The sequence below is a fragment of the Borreliella japonica genome, from assembly GCF_900099615.1.
Taxonomy (GTDB): domain Bacteria; phylum Spirochaetota; class Spirochaetia; order Borreliales; family Borreliaceae; genus Borreliella; species Borreliella japonica.
On the sequence record NZ_FMTE01000002.1, the window covers coordinates 380,150 to 397,585 of the forward strand.

Consider the following 17,436-nt stretch of genomic DNA (forward strand, 5'->3'; position numbering starts at 1 on the left):
TTAATCACCCTTGTTACTTATGCCAAGCTCTAAAATAAGCTCAACTTCACCAATAGATAACTTAGTAGCTCTAGAAATCTCTTCAGCACTCCATCCTTGCCTCATTAATTTGATTACAGAATTCCTAACAGTTTCATTATTAAGACCAATATTATCTTGATACTTAGAATCTGTTTTAACAAGAATGCCAAGAGTTTTTATTCTTTCTTCTGCTGCAATATTTAAATTCTCTAACCTTGTCTCAGATTTTACTACCTTCTCTCTCATAGTTAAAGTATTTTTCAATCTATTTTCAATATCTAAGAGCATTACCTTTAAATTCTGAGCATTAATAAACACTTCTTCTGACAATCCTTTATTTGATAAAAGATTAGAAACAACATTTTCCATATCTTTGAGATTGTCTTTAAACTTAGAACTCTCTTTACTCAAAGTATTAAATCTTTTCTCTACTTCATTTATTAAATCAAAGTTTTTATCAATGGACTCTATAGTGCTCTTTAATATACTATCTTTATTGCTAATTCTTTCATAATTATCAAGAATACTTCTCTGCTCATCAGATATCTCTTTTATTTTAGCTTTATAAATTTGCATTTCATCATAAGATTCGATTAAACTCTTATATCTACTATCAAATGAAGAGTAAAATTCAAAAAATCTATTAAAATCATTCTTAACAGCTTTAATAGATTCTTGTTCTAACTTTAACTCATTAAAAGTTTCAATAATGCCTAATGTTTCTTTTTGAATATTATAAAATTCTTTGTTAACGTTTTCAAAATTACTTTTATATTCCTGAGCAAGATCTATCTCATTTTTTAAAGTTTTCCATAATTTTTCCAACTTGTCCTTAAGAGAATAAGCCTCCAAAAATATTGAATTATTTTTTTCAAGCTCGGCATCCAGTTTTTTAAAATTTTCAATTTGAAAATTTATTTTATCATAACTATCTTCAAATTCTTTTCTCAAATCAAACTTATATTCAACCAAATTGTCTTTAATGTCGCTAATAAATTTATTAAATTTATTATCACAATTTAATACTTTAGATTCAAGTTCTAAAACATTAGCATCAACCTCTCTCAATAATTCTTTATGATTTTTCTTGAATTCAACCTCAAATTTATCAATTTGTTCTTGCAAGTTATTCTTTACGGTTTCAATCTCTAATGTTGAATGTTTTAAACTTTTTTTAAGCTCATCCTCAAGTAAATCAAACTCTGATTTTATAGACTTAGAAAACGAATTATATTCATTCTCAATTGATGTCTCAATATTATTTCTATATAAACTAATTTTTTCAGAAAATTCTGAAATATTTTTATGCATTAATTCAATTTGACCCTCAAAGCTTTCCTTATCACTAGAAATCACATCAACCATTTCTCGCCTTACTTTATCAAGAGTAGAAGACAAAGTTGTAAATTCATGCTCCAACTTTTGATTAAGCTCAAAAATCCTATCTTCAAGATTCTTTTGCTGAGTTAAAAATTTCACTTCTGCTTGAACTAAGATGTCTTCGGTTTTTTTATTAACCCTTTCATCTATCTTTTCTACTTTAAAATCAACAAATTTTTCAAGATCTAAAACCTTAAGATTTAATGAATTACCAATATTTTTAAAGTCAAGATGAACTGATTGTTCAATTTTTTTAGCCTCACTTTGCAAATTGCCAAAAATCTCTTCAGCCCTAATCTCAAAACCATCTTTAAAGGATTCTAAACCAACCTTAAGATTAAGAATATCATTCTCAAACGATCTAATTCCAATCTCAGCAAGATTTATTCTCTCTTCTATTGTACTATAAGATTGTTCTTGCCAATTTTTTACATCATCTTTAATATTTAAAAACCAAGAATCAATAATGTTTTGCCTATTATTTACAAAATCAATAAATTCATCTACTCTCCCGGTAATATTGGTTTCCATTAAAGCTATCTCACTCTCCATATCTTTTTTTTTAGAAAAAAATTCTTTAGTAAAATCCAAATAAAAATTTTCTTTATCATTTTTCATTTTTTCTTCAATATCTACTCGAAAGCTTTGAATAAGTTCTGTTTTGTTTTCCAAATTTTTAGATAAATCATATTCTAAATTTTGAATTTTATCATTATAAGAAGCAATAAAGTTTTCCAAAGAATATTTAAGCTCTTCGCCTCTAATTTTCAAATCTTTAAAAAAATCTTCTTCTAATAGTTTAAGATGCGATGAAACATTTTGATAAGACTCTTCTTTTAATCTAATAACATCCTTTTCAACATTATTTAAATCAGATTCAAGATTTTTAAGATTTTTCAGTTGAGATTCAAGTTCAAAAATCATCTCCTTATTTGAATGCTTAAACTCCTCACTTAAAGTTGCAATATAAGAATTCAATCTCTCTAAAAACTCATTGTACATATCAGCATACTTCTTCTCAAGACTATCATATTGACTTAAAGCTAAATTATCAATGGCTTTAATTTTGTTGTCAATTTTATTCTCCAAATCCAATTGCCCTTCATTGCACCTTTCTTCAAGTTCAATGTATTTAAGATTAAAATCATTAGATATTTTATCAATACATTCATTCACTTTGGCATTCAAATTTTTCTCTATGCTATCAAAAGTATTTTCAATTGATTCTAAAGAATCAATTCTTTTATGAATTTCATTTTCATACTTCACAATGTCATCATTAATTAAAGTATTTACTTTTTTTATACAAACCTCAAAATGATCTTTTATATTTTCTTCAACACTTACCTTAATCTCTCCAAATTGAGAATTTACAAAACCGTAACAATCTTTAATTTTATCTCGCAATTCTTTTTCAAAATCTAAAATATCTTTTGATCTTTGCTCTATCATCTCAAAATTATGATCCATTTCAGAAATCTTAATCTGCAAATTTTCATCATTGATTGTAAGTGTTTTATAGATTTCATCTCTAATTTTTGAAATAGCCCCCTCACTTTCAATTAAAAACGTAGAATATCTCTCTTCAAAATTACTCTCAATAAGCTTAAATCTTTCCTTATAAAGATCATTTAAAAACTCAGATTTACTCTCAATATTATTTTTAAGATCATTTGTTATCTCTCCAAATCTCTCTTTTGCCTGCATAATATCACTGTCAATCGTTCTCCTATAGTCAATTGCTTCCTCCAATCTAGATTTATAATACTGTTCAATTTCTTTAATAAACTCAGTAATTTTTGTCTCTCCATCATCTGTTAGATCTTTAACTTTCAATTCAAATTTTTCAACTTGATATTTTGACACATCAAAAGATTCTTTAAGTTTTTGAAGATTTTCATCCATACCCTTGCTAAGACTATCCATTCTGTCTGTTAATCTTCTATTTAAATTTTCAATCTCATGCATTATTTCATTTTCAAGTTTGCTAGAAATATTTTCTGAATACCCTCTATAATTAGATATCACCTCATTATATTTTTCATTAATTTCTTTGTTTATATCATTAAACTTTACACTAAGAGAATCAAGAGTAATATCTATATTAGCCTGAAAAGAAGCAATATCGGTTCTTTTATCCTGCAACAAACTATCAACTTCTTTAACAAATTCCTCTGAATTATTTAAAACTACAGCAAACTTTTTTGACAAATTTTCCTCAAGTTCTCTAGTCTCTTTATTAAAATGGTTCATTATATCCTGTAAAAGCTCATCAGAATATATAGTACCCTGATTCCTAAACTCATCTATTTTCTCAAGATAATAACTCTCAAGACTTTCTATAGAAAATTTAAGCTCCTTGATTTTTGTAGTCACCTCAGAATCTATTAAATCTAGATCCACTTTGCCCGAAGACAATAAATTCTCAATTTTAACGGTTATTTCGTTCAATTTACCTTGCCAATCACTAAGCTTGCTGTCTACTTCATTGTTAATTGAATCTTTCCTGCTTAAAATATCTTTAGAAATTCTATCTAAAAAATCATCAATTTGCTTTTGATTATCCGATTTTATATTAGAGACAATTTGTAGTTTTGATTCAATAAATTCATTAAGATCAGATTTAAAATTATTTAAAATATCTTCTGATTCAATCTTGAAATCTTTTAATTTGTAATCACATTCTTCAATCTTGCTTATAACAAAAGTATTCTTATCATCAAATTTCTTGTTCAAATCCTCAAGCATAAATAAACTTTTATCTTTAATTATTTCTGTTTGCCTATTAATAAATTCTTTAATTTCTAATACAGCCTCATTACTTTGTGAGTATGACATATCTTTTAATTCTTTATATTTTTCTATCACTAAACTTTCAATATCACCTGTTTTTAACAAAACATATTCCATTCTATCGTTAACATCTTTTTCTAGATTTTCTATTTTTAAACTAGCAGATGAAAGTAATTCTTCACTAGAAATCTTAATATCAAGTAACGATTTATTTAAGGCAATAAGCTCATCTTTCCAACTACCATGCATATCAATAGCTTTTTTTTGAATATGATCTGAAAGATCATTAAAAACACTCTCACTAAGCTCTATTCCCTTGTCTTTTTGAATCTGAATTAAACTTAAAAATTCTTCATTTGTTTTATTTATTTGAGATTCAATATTTTTTAAATTAGAATCCATTTCACTTTGCCACTTTGAATATTGAAGCTTATTTTCTTTTAGCTGACTAACAAAAATATTTACCTCATCGTAATAACGATCCTTAAACTCTACTATATTTTTACCAATTTCATCTTTAATGCCAACTAAACTAGTGTCAAAATCTCGCTTTAAAATTTCTTGTTTTTTTTCAAACACATTACACAAAGATCCAATTTCATTTTCTAATTTTTTATTTAAATCTTGAAATTCTTGATAATTATTAATTACCTCTTGAGAGAGTGTGTCAAATTTTTCACCATAAATTAAAGAAAACTCATCCATTTTCGCTGTTAATTTATCTGCAAGGCCTTTATATTTAGATTCTATTTGATCCTCGAATTTAAAACTTTTTGAATCTAAAGATTCAAAAAGAGCCGTGTACTTGGCATTTATATTATCACTTAAATTTGAATATTTATTATTAAACTTGCCATCAATTTCTTCAAATTTAGAAATCAAATTATCATTAAGCTTAATAAGCTTATCTTGAATATTTGAATCAACATCTAAAAGTTGAGATTCTGATTGCATTTTAAGTTGATTAATATCATTTTTAAAACTTTCACTAAATACTTCAATATCTAAACCAAACTTATTTTTAAATTCAAGATACAATCCATTAGAATCATCTTCAAGCTTCTTCATTAAATCAATAGTACCTGCCTGAACGCTTTCCATTTTAGAATTCAAATCTAATAAACTAAGCTCTACCCTTTCTCTTATACTTTCATCAACTTGACTTATTTTATCTTCATAATCCTCATAAATATTTTTAAGATTCAATCCAACTTGAGATCTAAATTTATCAAAAACATCATCAACCTGCTCCTCATACTTTCCCATCTCTATTCGTATTGACTCCTCAAGCGAATTAATTCTTGAATAAACATTGTCCTTGAAAGAAGAACTCATGGAAGAAATTTCATCGTCCACCAAAACCAATTTATCCTCAAGTTTATCTTGAATTCCCTTAGAACGATCATCAACGTATGTAAAGATATCCTTAAACTTATTCTGTAATTCTTCATTTAGTCTATTTAAAATAAAATCTTCTTTCTCATTAATCTTATTCTTTACGCTTTCCATAATAAGCTCTATAGAATCTTCTATTAACTTATATTTGTCTTCATAAAAATGAAAAGAACTTTCTATTTCTTTACTATATTTACCAATATTAAATTCAACTTTTTCAAGAAAATTGTTAAATTCTAAATCTAATTTCTCATTACCCTTAACTAAAATATCCTTTTTTCTCTCTTCAATATTTTCTAAATCTTTTGAATAAAGATTAATCTCTTTATTCAAATTATCCATTTTAAAAACAAGATTCTTAATATTAGTATCAAATTTTTCCCAACTAGCAATTTTAATAGACTCAAGATTTTCTTTATTGGCTTTGTCAAATTTTTCTAACACTGAATTCAAATTTGATTCAACAAAATCAATTTGAGTATTAAATCCTTTTAAAGTTTTTGAAAGTTTATCTACTATCTTCCCATCAACTTGCAATCTTTGTATATTCTCTTGAACTTTAAAGGTCATTTCATCAAGATCTTTAAGCATCGAATCATGATAAGCTATCTTTTTTTCAACCTCTGCAAAATCATTGCTTTTGTTTTTAATCTTTTGCTGAACTTCGTCAATCTTTTTTATTATTTCTATACTAGATCTTTGATAAGCTTCCATATCAACAGCAAGATCATTAATCTCTTTTGTCTTATCTTCAATAAAATCTTCAAGATTAACCTTTGCAAGATCTATGAACTTTTTAATTTTATCTAACGCTCTAGAACGTTTGTCATATTGCCTATAAACAAACAAAACTATTGAAACCAGAAAAAGGTTAACTAAAATAGTCGCAAAATCTATCATAAAATATTTTACCCATATTCTATATATTCAAACGTATATATTCTCTCAAATCTTTATAATCATGAAAAATAAAATCAATCATCTCCTTGCAATTTATATTCTTTTTTGAAAAAAAAGCTGTTTTCATTGAAACATTTTTAGCCCCTAAAATGTCATATTCATAAGAATTCCCTACATACAAAATATTATCACTACTTAAATTCAAATCCTCAATAACTTTTAAAAAAGGCGCTTTATGTGGCTTTAAATATCCAGTATCTTCTGAAGAATAAAGAATATCCCAAAAACTGTCTTGAATGCCCAGTAAATTTTTGACACGACCTAAAATAGGAAAGTCTGACATTACACCTAATTTTATTCCCCTAAATTTAAGCCAATAGATTAAATCTTGAACTCCAAGATATGGTTTTAGCTTCTTAAACTTATTGCTAAAACTCTGACTATAATATATTTTATTTAATAAAAAAGCACACCGATTCTCATCAAGATTTAAATGTTGAGAAAGCATTGCAACCTGAATAGAAAACAATTCATTCCTATTTGAAGGTGAAAATTGATTGTTTTGTAAAACTCGTATTTTTTTCCTAATTTGTTTAAAGGCCAAGAAAAACTTGACATTAGTTAAAAATTCAAAAAACATTAATTTATTTCTATCCACTTCAGGATACAAGGTGCCATCTAAATCAAATATTACAGCTTTAATCATGACGATTGATTATTTGCCTTTATAGGTATAAATACTATCGGTAAATTTTCAGGAATCTTAACTCTAACTAAATGAATATAAGATTTTGGATATCTTTTTTGAAGAGACTTTATTGAAGTTTCAGCATTAACCTCGTTAACAGAAACTCTAAAAATTCTATTTTCATCAAGAAATGGAAGAAATAAAACAACATGTTTATGAAGCATCATACTTGATGAATTGCTAACACCTGTGCTAATAGATCCAAAATAAATATATCCAGGCTCATCTAAAGCCAGACTGTATAATATAAACTCTAAATTTTCAATTTTATAGCCACGATTGTCAATATAATCGAAAAACTTAATATTATTGACATCATTTTCCTTAATTTTAGATAAATTTAAATCCATATTAATATTATTTATCCTATAGGCAATATTACGAATCCAATCAAGGCCAAAAAAAGGATCCTTATTAAATTCGTAGTTTTTAGTAAAAACACCACCTCTAACACCAATATGTCTAAGCTTAAGGTCATTAATTCTTAAAAGTCGTCCCGTCATTGATTTATAAATCGAATCCGCCACCCATTTAACAAATCCTGAACAATTAAATCCCACAGGATCCTTTTGCAACAAGCCAGTTTTTATATGCACCATTTTGCCATACTCATCCATTGCGCCATCAACAACCTCAGCAATGGGAAAAAATGCAAGAGCCTTTCTTAAACCAATTACCATATTAAAAATATTTTTATAAATATCAAAATATTCAGGAATAAAATATCTAAAATCAATAACCTTAGAAATATAATTTATTATATTTCTAAGGGAAATTACTGCAATGTCTTCAATCTTAAAAGGCAATTTAACATCTTTATAAATTAAAGTATTTACTAAATAAAAATCAGCACTAGAAGAAAATTTTGCAGACTTTATTCTAATAAACGTATCCCCTCTGTTTATAAAAAATATTTTTATCTGTTCAATACCATCTTTGCCTACTTTAATCACATAAGACCCTGGAAAAATATAATCCACATTCTTTCTTTTATTAAAAAAAGAATAGTAAACATACTCAGAAGAAACTACACTTGAAACTTCAATGTAATAATTTTCTGTAATAAAATGCTTAATTGGACTTATTTTTTTTTGCACATAGCTCGAATTAAAATATTTTAAATACTTAGTCCTTATATCAAAATCATAAAAAAAACTCTCATCAAGTGCAAAAAGATTTAGACTCTTAATTATTAAGAATAAAAATATATATTTCACTTTAAATCTCTTATTTTTTCCCTCAATTCTACTAAAATTGGAATATTTTTATATCCAATTTTACGTAAATTATTTAGTAAATAATTATAGTAAGAATTCGGAAAATTCTTTATTTTATTTGCAAAAAGAATAAACTTGACAGGATTAGTACTAACTTGTGTAATATATTTTATTTTATGAGAAATATTTAAATGATAATCTTTAATCCATAAATTTAACATTTTATTTAGATCTGGAGTACTGGTTTTAAGCTCAAGCTGATTTTTTAACTTAAAAGCTTCTTTAAAAAGAGAATCTAAACCTATCTTTTTATGAACAGAGATTTTAAATATGGGAGCAAAACTTAAAACAGGGAAAAAAAAATTCACGCGACTCTTTAAGGTTTCAAAATAACCTTTAGATTCTCCCACAAGATCCCATTTACTAAACACAATAATAATTCCTTTCCCTTTTTTAACAACATAATGGGCAATCTTTTTATCCTGAGAAGTTAATTCCTCTTTAACATCAATCAACAAAAAAACAATATCCACCATATCAATTACTTTTAAGGCCCTGTTAACAGAATAATATTCAACAATTTCATTTACTCTTGCTCTTCGCCTTATCCCAGCTGTATCAATAATCTCAAAAACTTTCCCATTTCTGGTTAATTTAGTTTTAATAAAATCTCTAGTAGTACCAGGTTGATCTGAAACAATGGAAATTTCATTTCCAGATAAATAATTAATAAGAGTGGACTTGCCTGAGTTGGGCTTACCTATAATCCCAACTCTAATATTAACTTCATCCTCAATATTAGCTTCACCAACTTCTACTTTTAAAAAATCTCTAAGCTTAGTAATGCCTCGACAATGAACTGCACTAACTAGGAAATAGCGCTTAAACCCTAAATTATGAAATTTATGAGCTAAAAATTCCTTATCTTTAGTATCTACTTTGTTTAAAACTAAAATTACCTTACTACTATATTTTCTCAGTTTTTCAATAACCTGATAATCTTCAAGTAAAATTTCATTAACATCTAAAACTAATAAAATTAAATCAACTTTTTCCAAAGAGCTTAAAACTTTTTGTACAACAATTTTACTAATCTCATCTTTTAAGATCGTAAATCCACCAGTATCAATTAATTTAAAATTAAAAGAACCAACCTTACAAACCTCTTCAACTAAGTCTCTAGTAACACCGTAAGTACTCTCAGTGATACTTCTTTTTCTATTTAAAATTCGATTAAATAAAGCAGATTTTCCAACATTTGGTCTACCAACAATAAGAACCTTTTTATAATTAAACAAAGCAAATACACCTCTTTATTTATTCCGATATTTCCATTATAATATCAAATATTAGTATTTATGCCAATTGCACATGAGTGTTTATATTGAAAAGAAAAAAAAGTTCAAGCTCAAACAAGTCAGACATACTTTTAATTTTAATTGCTATTATTTTAACAATAATTAGTGCTCTATTAATAATCAAAAATTCACTCATTATGCATATTTTCAAGGAAAAAAGTTACGATAATAGTTTATTTGAACCAAGCCAAACACAAGATAATAAGTTAATTGAAGCAGAAAAAGACAGCAACAAAAATACAAATATAAAAATGCTTAAAAATGAAAATTTTTTAATCCAACCACCAGAAATAAAAAAACTTGAAGAAGAGCTCAAGCAAAACCAAAGAAATAATAACCTTAAAAACAAAAAATTTATTAAACTTTATTTTATAAAAGTCACCCCAGAAGGCTATTTTTTAAGACAAACTGTAAAAAGGGCTATTTATTACGACAAAAATATTCTTGAAGAAACACTAAAATCTTTAATCAAAGGACCAAATGAATACGAGCTAAAAAATAATTTTTTAAGTCTAATCCCTATAAAAACTAAGCTGTTAAGCTTAAGTCTAAGAGAAGGAATTGCCAAAATAAACTTATCTAAAGAGTTTTATGAAAATAGTTTCGGAATTGAAGGAATAATTAATCAAATCGCTCAAATAATCTTAACATGTCTTGAAATTAAAGGAATTGATGGAATAATTTTAACAATAGAAAATAATCCAATAATACTTGAAGAATTAAACTTAAACTTCTCCGGAATATTAAATAGAAAAACTTTAGACAAATATTAAAATTCAATATTGCTAAGCAATTGCATAGAGCTTGCAATATTTAAAACGCTTGACCTAACAACTAAAAACATAAATTCTTGATTACCTTTTTTACCTTTGGTTTTTAACTTTAATATATTTTTAACTTGTAATTTATTTTTATAGAACTTTTCAATTACACTTTGCAAAATCATCTTCAAATACTTGCCGTTCACAACACCATTAAAATTTTTTATATTTAAACTTAAACTTTTAAACTCAAACTGAGGCTTGATCAAAACTATAATAAAATTATCAGAAAGTTTATCTATTAAATTCACACAAATACTTATTGATGATCTAAAAGAAACATCTACAACAGCAAAATTAGGTACAATTTTGAATCCTGCAACATCAAAAATATTAGTTCTCTCTAAAACTTTAACTCTTGGATCAATTCTCAATTTATAAGAAAGTTGATTAATACCTACATCAATTGAATAAACAAAATTGGCACCGCACTGCAACAGACAATCGGTAAAACCGCCAGTAGAAGAACCAACATCAACACAAATTTTATTTTTAACTTCAATTTCAAAATCTTTAAGAGCTTCTAGAAGCTTATAACCTCCCCTTGATACAAATACTTGACAAGCATTCTCAATCAAATCTATTTTACTTGTTTTGCTTATTAACATTTTAGGATTTTTTTCTTTATGAGAATTTACATATACATTACCTGTTAAAATCAAAACCATTAATTCTTTTCGGGTTTTTTTTGGATACCTTTTACAAAGTATATTTAATAAATTATTTTTGAATCCTTTCAATTTTTAAAGCACGGCCTGTCTTTAGATTAGAAGTAATAATAACTCCCTGTAAAATTGTGTCATCTTCAACAACTTCAGCTCTCAAAGGGACATATTCAAGCAAGCCTTTAAGAGAAATATCAGGATTAAATCCTATTACAGAATTTAATCCACCTGTCATTCCAACATCACTAATATAAGCTGTTCCTTTTGACAATATTCTTTCATCTTTAGTCATAACATGAGTATGAGTACCAACTACACCTGTTACAAAACCATTTAAAAAATATCCAAAACTTTCTTTTTCATAATTACTCTCAGCATGAAAATCTACAAAAATGGTTCTAACCTTATTACCCAGCATATTAACCAATTTTTTTGTATTATCAAAAGGATTCTTAACAATAAAATTCATATTCAAAACCCCTTGAACATTAATTACAACAACCTTTTCATCTCTAATAGTTAAAAAACAATAACCATGTCCATCTAACAAATCTGAAAAATTATTAGGTCTTAAAATACACATTTGCTTATTTAAATAGTCATTTATTTTACAATTAGAATATACATGATTGCCAGTGGTAATAACATTAACACCCGATCTAAAAAGATTATTTGCTATTTCAGGAGTTATTCCAAAACCATTTGAAGAATTTTCTCCATTAGCAATTACTAAATCTATTTTATATTTATTCTTAATACTTTTAAGATTAAAAAAAACTTTTTTTAATCCACCCTCGCCTATTATATCCCCGATTATCAAGGTTTTAATAACGCTATCTTGCATATTCAATAACTCTGGTTTCACGAATAATTGTAACTTTAATTTTTCCAGGATATCTCATTTCAGCTTCTATCTTCTTAGCAATGTCTCTTGCAAGTAAAATTGATTTTTCATCATTAACCAAGACATTGTCAACAATAATTCTAACTTCACGGCCAGCTTGAATCGCATAACATTTTTGAACACCTTCAAAACTATAGGCAATGTCTTCGAGTCTTTTAAGTCTATTTATATAGTTGTTTAAACTTTCCCGCCGTGCTCCAGGACGAGACGCCGAAATGGCATCTGCTATTTGAACAACAATAGCCTCAAGACTCTCGGGTTTAACTTCATTATGATGAGCAGCAATAGCATTAACAACAATTTCGCTCTCTCCACAACTTTGAGCAAGTTCAGCACCAGTAATAGCATGTCCTTCACTATTCTCAGAAATGCTTTCCATCCCTTTCCCAATATCATGCAAAAGACATGCTCTTTTTACCACAATAGGATCTAATTTCATTTCTTTGGCTAAAATTTCTCCTATTATAGCCGTTTCTTTAGAATGGCTTAAAACATTTTGACCATAACTACTTCTAAAATAAAGTCTTCCTAGCCCTCTAATAAGTCTCTTGTCAAGACCATGTATATTAAGATCAAAAACTACTTTTTCACCTTCTTCTTGAATAATGCTATTTATTTCATTGGTAACATTATACACAACTTCTTCAATCCTAGCAGGATGAATTCTGCCATCTGTAACAAGTCTTTCTAAAGTTCTCTTGGCAAGCTCCTTTCTTATTGGATCAAAGCAAGATATAACAACAGCTTCAGGAGTATCGTCAATAATAATATCGGCTCCTATTAAAGTCTCAAGAGCCCTAATATTGCGCCCTTCTTTACCTATAATCCTTCCTTTCATCTCGTCATTGGGTAATTCAACAGAAGCTACTGTAAACTCTGAACTTACCTCTGTAACAATACGCTGCATAGTAGATACTAAAATATCTTTTGCAACTTTATCTGCTAATAACTGGGCTTCTTGTTCGCTTTTATTGATAATAACTTGAGCATCTCTTCTAGACTCATGCTCAACTTTTTCAATTACAATTTTTCTTGCATCTTCTCTTGTAAGACCAGAAATATTCTCCAATCTTTTAACAAGATCGGTCTCTTTTTCTCTTATTGCTCTTTCTTTTTGTTCAAATTCTTTAATTTTAAAATCAACTCTAGACTGCTGTTTATCAAGAGCAGATATCCTCTTATCTAAAGTTTCTTCTCTTTGTAATAATCTTTTTTCTAGATTAACAATCTCATTTTTACGATCTCTTATATCCCTATCTTGCTGGTTTTTTTCTTTAAGCATTTGAGATTTTGCATTAGCAATAATTTGCCTTCTTTCATTTTCTATCTCTAATTGTGATTCTACCCTTACTTTTGTCAGATTTTTTTCTAAATCTAATAAAGACAATCTACCTAAAAAAACTCTTAATAAAAATCCTAATATAAAGCCAGCAAAAATAGAAGAAAAAATAATATACATCATATCATTTAACTCCCATGCTGTTTAAAAGCAATTTAACTTTAATCTTTAAAACAGTGTGCTAATTATAATTACTCAACTTCTAAAGGCTTTTCAACCAATTCTAGGATAGCCATTTCAGCCGCATCTCCATATCTTTTCCCTAATTTAATCATTCGAGTATACCCACCACTTCTTTGTCTGAAAACCGGAGAAATTTTAGTAAACAGCTTATTTAAAATATACTTATCATGTATGAATTTTGATAATTCACGCCTATTATGCACAGTATCAACTTTTGCCTTTGTAATTAATCTTTCAGCAAATCTTTTAACTTCAAGCAACTTTGCCTTAGTAGAAGAAATTTTTTCATGCCTTAAAAAAGAAATCACCATATTTTTTAAAAGTGCTCTCCTATGACTATATTTCCTACTTAACCTATTAAAACCCAATTTCGTTTTCATGAAGCAACCCAAACTCTCCTTTTATTCAGATATTTTAACATTCTTACTCAATACAGATAAAGCATCCTCTTTGGACATTCCTAAAAACAATTGGTAAGAACCAAGTTTTTCAATGATCTCTTCTAAACTTTTTTTTCCAAAATTTCTCGCTTTAGAAAGCTCTTCTGCATTTTTACTAATAAGTTCCCCTAAAGTTCTAACATTTTCTTTGGCTAAACAATTTAAAGATCTAACTGACAAATCCAATTTCTCAATACCCATATCAAGTAAATTAGAACTTTCTGATTTTGATTTCTCAAAAGATATATTAACATTATCTTCAAAATCTACAAGAGGAAATAAAAACTCTCTTACTATTGATGCGGCCTTTTTTATTGCATCTTTGGCAGAAATCACCCCTGTAGTCCAAATTTCCATCACAAGCTTATCATAATCTGACCTTTGCCCAACTCTAGTATCTTCTACAGAATATGATACTTTCTCTATAGGCGAAAATATAGAATCTAAAGCAATAACATTAACTTCTTCTAAATACTTGGAATTTTGCTCAGAAGACACATAACCTCTACCATAATTAATTTGAAATTCAAGATCTAAACTCACATCATGTGATAAAGTGGCTATAACTAAATCTTTATTAAAAACCTCGACCCCATCTCTTTCAAAATGAGAAGCTTTCAAAACATTAGTATCTTTGCCGCTAACACTGAAGCTTATTGTCTTCCTTTGCTCTCCTTCTCCAAGTTTCAAATGAATATTTTTAATATTAGCAATGACCTCAAGAGTATCTTCAGAAACTCCGGGGATCAAATCAAATTCACTTGAAACAACTTTTGACGAAGAGTCTTTATTATTAGATTGAACTCTCATAGCAGTAATCGCATACCCTTCAATAGAAGAAAGTAAAACACGTCTTAAAGTATTCCCTATAGTAACCCCAAAACCTCTTTCAAAAGGATATATTGTAAATTTACCATAAGATCCATCATCTTGGCTTTTCAAAAATTCAATTCTCTCAGGTATAGTGAAATCTTTCAAAAATTTTTCTAAAGGCATCATAACTCCTTCCAGCTAAACTCGTCTGGTTTTCTTAGGTCTGCATCCATTATGAGGAATGGGGGTAATATCTGAAATTGATTTTACAGTCATCCCTGTTGAACCAATAGCTCTTATTGCAGATTCTCTGCCAATACCTGGCCCTTTTATATACACATGAACATAATTAATTCCAAAATCTCTCACTTTATTTAAAGCAGATTCTGCTGTCACTTGAGCAGCATATGGGGTCGACTTTTTAGCTCCTTTAAAACCCATCCCACCAGCACTTGCCCAAGCTAAAGCATTTCCCTTTATATCAGATACAGTAACTATGGTATTATTAAAAGTAGCTTGTATATAAACGTTTCCTTCTCCGATATTTCTTTTAATTTTTTTTTTACTATTAGTTGATAACCTTGCGTTCAACTTGCCCTCCAAATCTTAAAAACTAATTTTATTTGCTAGCTATTTTTTTATTAGCCACAGTCTTTCTTTTCCCTTTTCTAGTTCTTGCATTTGTTTTAGTTCTCTGCCCCCTTAAAGGCAAGCCTTTTCTATGTCTAACACCCCTATAACATGCTATATCCATAAGTCTTTTAATAGACATAGCAACCTCACTTCTAAGCTTTCCCTCTACAACATAATCACTCTCAATAACCTTCCTAAGTCGATTAACCTCATCATTATCTAAATCTTTAGCAATTTTACTTGGAGAAATACTTGACTTATTACAAACTTCCAAAGCTCTTGTTCTACCTATACCATAAATAGAAGTAAGCGCTATTTTTAATTGTTTACCACCTGGTAAATCTATTCCCGATATTCTAGCCATCTATTTTATTCCCTCTAATTTTTACTTTTGCCTTTGCTTGTGCTTTAAATTATCACAAATAATTCTTAATACACCTTTTCTTTTTATAACTTTACATTTTTCACAAATTGGCTTCACACTTGCCCTAACTTTCATAGTCAAACACTCCTAAATTTTTTGCAAAAATGCATAATTCTTTTTACTTCTATGAGAAAATCCTTGAGTTTTCAAATAAGCATCAATATGAATTAATGTATCAAGCGCAACTCCTACCATAATAAGTAAAGAAGACCCCCCCATTATCCTAGAAACATCATGCGGGAATCTAAAAATATTTTGCACTAAAAATGGAATAATTGCAATAATTGACAAAAAAATAGATCCTGAAAATAAAGTTTTATTCATAATTTCATCTAAATATTTTTCCATCTCGTCAGACTTTATTCCAGGAATAGCACCCCCGTTCTTGCGAATGTTATTACTTATATCTTTAGGACTTAGCTGAATCTTAGAGTAAAAATACGTAAATCCGATTATCAAAATTACATTCAAAAAAGTATAATAAAACCCGTTAGGCCTTAAATAAGATAAAATTTGCCTAGCTATAGAAGAAGTTTCCGCAAAACCACTTAAAATTTGTAAGGGCAAAGTAATTAAAACAGAGGCAAAAATAACAGGCAAAACGCCCGATGGATTCAACTTGATTGGCAAATATGAACTAACCGTACTATTAGAATTTGCCCTAGCGTAATGAATAGCAATTCGCATTTGAGCTTTATATTCATATATAATTAAGATAACAACTAAAATAAATATACTTATAACAAGAATCACAAAAACAGGATTAACATTTTGGGAAGGATCTTGCATACTTTGGAATAAATTAAACAAAGCTGCTTGAAGTCTAACCACTATACCAGAAAAAATTATCAAAGATGTTCCATTGCCCACACCTCTTTGATTAATCTGCTCTCCAAACCACAAAAGAATAAATGTTCCCGTAGTAACTGTTAAAATAGCAATAAATATATATCTATAAAAAGAAATAGTAACGGCACCCGGAATACTCTTAGCATAAAGACTTGTTGCATATCCTTGAACTACAGCTGCAACTATTGTTAAATACTTAGTATATTTTTTAGTCTTTTGTCTCCCACCATCACCTTCTTGCATTTTTTTCAAAGAAGGAAAAGAATAAACAAGAAGTTGAACAATAATAGATGCTGAAATGTAAGGCCCTATACTAAGCATAAATATAGAAAAATTACTAAAAGCTCCGCCTGAAAAAAAATCAAAATAATTAGCAATTGAAAAATCCGATTGTGACTTGAAATAACTTTTAAGCGCTACAGAATCTATTCCTGGTATCGGCAAGTAAGAACCAACTCTAAAAAGGAAAAGAATAAATAAAGTAAACAAAAACTTACTTCTCAAATCCTTAACAGTAAATAAACTTAAAAACAATTCTTTCATTTTTATTCCA

Annotated in this window: 14 protein-coding genes; 1 reads left to right on the forward strand and 13 read right to left on the reverse strand. The window is 27.9% G+C overall.

Annotated features, from left to right (window positions below):
- The 4 genes from BLO14_RS01715 to der are packed head-to-tail and all read right to left on the reverse strand — an operon-like array spanning position 1 to position 9,752.
- A complete protein-coding gene (locus BLO14_RS01715) occupies positions 1-6,489 on the reverse strand; it encodes a SpiroCoCo family coiled-coil protein (RefSeq protein WP_091972101.1) in 6,489 nt (2,162 codons plus the stop codon).
- A gap of 19 nt (positions 6,490-6,508) precedes the next feature.
- Positions 6,509-7,195, reverse strand: coding sequence for an HAD family hydrolase (locus BLO14_RS01720; RefSeq protein ID WP_091972103.1), 687 nt, complete (start codon positions 7,193-7,195; stop codon positions 6,509-6,511).
- Positions 7,192-8,454 (reverse strand): hypothetical protein, encoded by a 1,263-nt coding sequence (locus BLO14_RS01725; protein WP_091972104.1) that lies wholly within the window; start codon positions 8,452-8,454, stop codon positions 7,192-7,194. The genes BLO14_RS01720 and BLO14_RS01725 overlap by 4 nt, the downstream gene beginning before the upstream one ends.
- A complete protein-coding gene (gene der, locus BLO14_RS01730; protein WP_091972106.1) occupies positions 8,451-9,752 on the reverse strand; it encodes a ribosome biogenesis GTPase Der in 1,302 nt (433 codons plus the stop codon). The genes BLO14_RS01725 and der overlap by 4 nt, the downstream gene beginning before the upstream one ends.
- Positions 9,753-9,838: 86 nt before the next feature.
- Between der and BLO14_RS01735 the strand changes: the two genes are divergently transcribed.
- A complete protein-coding gene (locus BLO14_RS01735; protein WP_091972108.1) occupies positions 9,839-10,585 on the forward strand; it encodes a GerMN domain-containing protein in 747 nt (248 codons plus the stop codon).
- Here BLO14_RS01735 and BLO14_RS01740 read toward each other — a convergent pair.
- The 9 genes from BLO14_RS01740 to secY all read right to left on the reverse strand — a co-directional run bounded on the left by BLO14_RS01740 (position 10,582) and on the right by secY (position 17,426).
- Positions 10,582-11,373, reverse strand: coding sequence for a TlyA family RNA methyltransferase (locus BLO14_RS01740; protein WP_091972110.1), 792 nt, complete (start codon positions 11,371-11,373; stop codon positions 10,582-10,584). The two genes, BLO14_RS01735 and BLO14_RS01740, sit on opposite strands and share 4 nt — an antisense overlap.
- Complete coding sequence (locus tag BLO14_RS01745; RefSeq protein WP_091972302.1) at positions 11,354-12,142, reverse strand: TIGR00282 family metallophosphoesterase; 789 nt, start codon at positions 12,140-12,142, stop codon at positions 11,354-11,356. Before BLO14_RS01745 ends, BLO14_RS01740 begins: the two co-directional genes overlap by 20 nt.
- A complete protein-coding gene (rny, locus tag BLO14_RS01750) occupies positions 12,132-13,664 on the reverse strand; it encodes a ribonuclease Y (RefSeq protein WP_091972111.1) in 1,533 nt (510 codons plus the stop codon). The genes BLO14_RS01745 and rny overlap by 11 nt, the downstream gene beginning before the upstream one ends.
- Before the next feature lie 68 nt (positions 13,665-13,732).
- The gene (rplQ, locus tag BLO14_RS01755) at positions 13,733-14,104 is read right to left on the reverse strand and encodes a 50S ribosomal protein L17 (RefSeq protein ID WP_091972114.1); all 372 of its coding nucleotides are present in this window, start codon (positions 14,102-14,104) and stop codon (positions 13,733-13,735) included.
- 21 nt (positions 14,105-14,125) lie between these two features.
- Positions 14,126-15,160: a DNA-directed RNA polymerase subunit alpha gene (locus BLO14_RS01760; RefSeq protein ID WP_091972116.1), complete on the reverse strand. Its 1,035-nt coding sequence runs from the start codon at positions 15,158-15,160 to the stop codon at positions 14,126-14,128.
- Between the two features lie 15 nt (positions 15,161-15,175).
- Positions 15,176-15,568 carry a 30S ribosomal protein S11 gene (rpsK, locus tag BLO14_RS01765; RefSeq protein ID WP_091972118.1) on the reverse strand — a complete coding sequence of 131 codons (393 nt, stop codon included), beginning with the start codon at positions 15,566-15,568 and terminating at the stop codon, positions 15,176-15,178.
- 28 nt (positions 15,569-15,596) lie between these two features.
- Positions 15,597-15,974, reverse strand: a complete 378-nt coding sequence (gene rpsM, locus BLO14_RS01770) for a 30S ribosomal protein S13 (RefSeq protein WP_091972120.1) — start codon at positions 15,972-15,974, stop codon at positions 15,597-15,599.
- Positions 15,975-15,995: 21 nt separating this feature from the next.
- Positions 15,996-16,109, reverse strand: a complete 114-nt coding sequence (gene rpmJ, locus BLO14_RS06090; protein ID WP_004790059.1) for a 50S ribosomal protein L36 — start codon at positions 16,107-16,109, stop codon at positions 15,996-15,998.
- Positions 16,110-16,121: 12 nt separating this feature from the next.
- Complete coding sequence (gene secY, locus BLO14_RS01775; protein ID WP_200780477.1) at positions 16,122-17,426, reverse strand: preprotein translocase subunit SecY; 1,305 nt, start codon at positions 17,424-17,426, stop codon at positions 16,122-16,124.
- Positions 17,427-17,436: the final 10 nt, after the last annotated feature.

Excerpts from the sequence above, each read along its gene's own strand:
- BLO14_RS01715 (WP_091972101.1), bottom strand. The coding sequence starts at position 6,489 with ATGATAGATTTTGCGACTATTTTAGTTAACCTTTTTCTGGTTTCAATA.
- BLO14_RS01720 (WP_091972103.1), bottom strand. The coding sequence starts at position 7,195 with ATGATTAAAGCTGTAATATTTGATTTAGATGGCACCTTGTATCCTGAA.
- BLO14_RS01745 (WP_091972302.1), bottom strand. The coding sequence starts at position 12,142 with ATGCAAGATAGCGTTATTAAAACCTTGATAATCGGGGATATAATAGGC.
- rny (WP_091972111.1), bottom strand. The coding sequence starts at position 13,664 with ATGATGTATATTATTTTTTCTTCTATTTTTGCTGGCTTTATATTAGGA.
- rplQ (WP_091972114.1), bottom strand. The coding sequence starts at position 14,104 with ATGAAAACGAAATTGGGTTTTAATAGGTTAAGTAGGAAATATAGTCAT.
- BLO14_RS01760 (WP_091972116.1), bottom strand. The coding sequence starts at position 15,160 with ATGCCTTTAGAAAAATTTTTGAAAGATTTCACTATACCTGAGAGAATT.
- rpsM (WP_091972120.1), bottom strand. The coding sequence starts at position 15,974 with ATGGCTAGAATATCGGGAATAGATTTACCAGGTGGTAAACAATTAAAA.
- rpmJ (WP_004790059.1), bottom strand. The coding sequence starts at position 16,109 with ATGAAAGTTAGGGCAAGTGTGAAGCCAATTTGTGAAAAATGTAAAGTT.
- secY (WP_200780477.1), bottom strand. The coding sequence starts at position 17,426 with ATGAAAGAATTGTTTTTAAGTTTATTTACTGTTAAGGATTTGAGAAGT.